This window comes from Pseudobutyrivibrio sp. OR37 (assembly GCF_900113655.1).
GTDB lineage: Bacteria > Bacillota > Clostridia > Lachnospirales > Lachnospiraceae > Pseudobutyrivibrio.
In genome coordinates this window covers 1-2,562 of record NZ_FOQF01000069.1, presented here as the reverse complement: position 1 = coordinate 2,562, position 2,562 = coordinate 1, and the positions used below count along the sequence as shown (strand labels likewise).

At 39.0% G+C, this 2,562-nt stretch carries 5 protein-coding genes; all 5 read right to left on the bottom strand.

The annotated features are described in order from the left end of the window. Window positions 1–163: 163 nt before the first annotated feature. Complete coding sequence (locus tag BM097_RS15890; protein ID WP_090552679.1) at window positions 164–433, bottom strand: double-stranded RNA binding motif domain-containing protein; 270 nt, start codon at window positions 431–433, stop codon at window positions 164–166. Between the two features lie 190 nt (window positions 434–623). Beyond that, the gene (locus BM097_RS15885) at window positions 624–935 is read right to left on the bottom strand and encodes a helix-turn-helix domain-containing protein (RefSeq protein WP_090552676.1); all 312 of its coding nucleotides are present in this window, start codon (window positions 933–935) and stop codon (window positions 624–626) included. Window positions 936–941: 6 nt separating this feature from the next. After that, entirely contained in the window at window positions 942–1,289 is a 348-nt protein-coding gene (locus BM097_RS15880) for a type II toxin-antitoxin system RelE/ParE family toxin (RefSeq protein ID WP_090552674.1), read from the bottom strand. A 270-nt stretch (window positions 1,290–1,559) separates the two neighbouring features. Beyond that, on the bottom strand, window positions 1,560–2,126 hold the full coding sequence (locus BM097_RS15875; protein ID WP_090552671.1) for an NUDIX hydrolase: 567 nt from the start codon (window positions 2,124–2,126) through the stop codon (window positions 1,560–1,562). Window positions 2,127–2,143: 17 nt separating this feature from the next. After that, on the bottom strand, window positions 2,144–2,464 hold the full coding sequence (locus tag BM097_RS15870; RefSeq protein ID WP_090552668.1) for a DMT family transporter: 321 nt from the start codon (window positions 2,462–2,464) through the stop codon (window positions 2,144–2,146). Between the last annotated feature and the right edge of the window lie 98 nt (window positions 2,465–2,562).

Here is a 2,562-nt window from a genome sequence, read left to right as displayed (position 1 = left end):
AAAACCTCCATATATTAAAATACGCCATTCCTCCACCTGCTAAGACCTAACGGTAAAGGAATGACGTGAATCCCACTACTCGGTAGCAATGGGCGTCTGTTTGTTTAATTGTAGTGATGATAACGCATGATAGTAAGCAGAGTCAATAGCCCCGCTTTCATAATTAATCCTCCTCATACAAAACATACATCAACATATCATAAGCAGCTTGTTTCTTTGCCTGCTTCTTTGACGATGCATCTGCATAAAAGTAATATTCAGCCTCATCAATATGACATTCCACATGCCAAAGGGGATTACCGTTCTCATCATGGTGTTCTTCAGCGGTGTATTCTGGACATGAAAAATACCCTCTACGGGCAAGTGTTTCAAGTTGATTAATTGCCATATTCAATGAAGGCTCATCGATTTCATCTTGAATCGTAAAAAGCATATTATTGACATCTAAATTTCTTACTCTTACAAACTTCAGTATTATTACATTTCCAATCCTTGTTACAATGAATAGATGCTACTAGTATGAAAATTACAGCATCGCATTGTGATTATTCTCGTAAAAAAAGCCTTGTAGCGGATTTATTGCCACTGCAAGACTTTTCACTACTCGAAATCTATAAATGAACCTACACTCTTGAAATAAATGCAAGATTTTCTGTATTACCAGAATCAAGCATCTCAATCAGTCTATTAGCTGGCCCAGTAGGGTGCGTTCTTCCAAGCTCCCATGCTTCTACTGTTTTCTTGGAAACGCCAAGATAGTTTGCAAAAACAGCTTGTGTCATGCCAGCTTTATTACGAACGGCCTTAATTTCAACATTAGAGTAACTTCGTACTGGGTCAATAATATAAGTTGTAGTCTTTGCTTTGCCGTTACCTTTTTCAAAATCAATAGCTTCTTGTAAGCCTTCCTTTAAATCCTCAAATAAAGAACTCATAAACGGTCACCCCCTATTATTAGCAGCTTCTTCTTTCAATGACTTAACAAGTTTCTTTAATATTATCTTCTCTGCTTCTGTAAGATTCTCCTGTTCATTTTTCTTAAAAGCTGTAATTAAATATGTTGCTTCATATTCTTCAAAATCAGTATAGCAAACTCTAATGCTTCCGCTTTTTCCTCTGTTTTCTATAGGAAATCTTACTTTTCTAATTCCACCAGTTCCTTCCATAACAGGTCCCGACTGTGGATCCTTTAAAAGCATAATCTGTAGACGTAATAAATCATCGTCTTTTAACCCTATTTCTTTCCAACGCTTTGTGAAAAGTGGTACTTCTATAAATGTTCTATTCACTTTATACTCCCTTATTAATTTTATTATATACCCTACATTGTAGGGTGTCAATATCAGCTTACAAAAACATCAAGAACCTCCTCGGTCTCTGTCCACCTCTATATTATATTCTACTCGACACATTGTATTTTTATCGGACAGCTCAATGCCAGAAAGTCCAGATATCGTATATGCGATATAATTTTAGGTTGTAAAGTGAATTATATTTCAGAAGACCTTCTTCCATATCTACCTGACAATCCATCCTTCTTAATAACCTGGTCAAATGTTTCACCCTCCACAAGAAATCAGGCGCTTACGTACTATCTCCAATCCGCCCATAGGAACGCAGAACTTCTCATCCCTTGGTGGCTGACATGCCTGATACACTTCTTCCAAATCGAACCACTCTACACTGTCCAGCTCTTCCTCTTGGATGGTAAGATTATCGATGCCTACCTCATCGTCATAGACATAGACAAACGCAATTTCATTGTCTTTGAATGGCTTTCCATGGAATTCCTTTTCATACTGAATAGGAAATGTCCCTTCAAAATGTAAATCATCTGGATCCGCCTGAATACCAAGCTCCTCCGACAATTCTCTAACAGCAGATTCCAATGGCTCATCCCCAGCCTGAATGTGACCGGCTGATGAAGTGTCATATCTGCCTGGAAAAGAATCCTTATTCATAGCTCTCTTCTGTAAAAGGACCTCTGTCTTATCTCCATTTTCACGAACCACCCATATGTGAGCTGTTCTATGTCTAATGCCTTCAGCGTGGGCCTTTGATCTGGTCACTGTCTCGCCGGTAGGTTGCCCTTTTTCATCTACAATATCAAAAATCTCTTCTGCCATGTTTCTCCCTTTTATTCTCATTCTTTTGCAAGTATCTTAAGTCCTGCAATTCCAACTACAATAAGAATAACACATATGACCTGTGGAACCGACAGTTTTTCATGAAAAAGAAATACGCCGAGTAGCGTCGTTCCAAGGACTCCCATTCCAGTCCACATGGCATAGGCGGTACCCAAAGGCAACTGTCTAAGTGCAATGGCTAGGAATACAGCACTGGCTATGTAGCCCACTCCGGTAACAATCGATGGAATCAATACCGTAAATCCGTTAGACATTTTCATTGCCACAGCCCAGGTAATTTCCAACGCTCCAGCAATCAATAGATAAATCCATTTCATATAAAAACCTCCATATATTAAAATACGCCATTCCTCCACCTGCTAAGACCTAACGGTAAAGGAATGACGTGAATCCCACTACTCGGTAGCAATGGGCG

What these genes read in the sequence shown, in the direction of transcription:
- BM097_RS15885 (WP_090552676.1), bottom strand. Translation starts at nt 935, where the DNA reads ATGAGTTCTTTATTTGAGGATTTAAAGGAAGGCTTACAAGAAGCTATT.
- BM097_RS15890 (WP_090552679.1), bottom strand. Translation starts at nt 433, where the DNA reads ATGCTTTTTACGATTCAAGATGAAATCGATGAGCCTTCATTGAATATG.
- BM097_RS15870 (WP_090552668.1), bottom strand. Translation starts at nt 2,464, where the DNA reads ATGAAATGGATTTATCTATTGATTGCTGGAGCGTTGGAAATTACCTGG.
- BM097_RS15875 (WP_090552671.1), bottom strand. Translation starts at nt 2,126, where the DNA reads ATGGCAGAAGAGATTTTTGATATTGTAGATGAAAAAGGGCAACCTACC.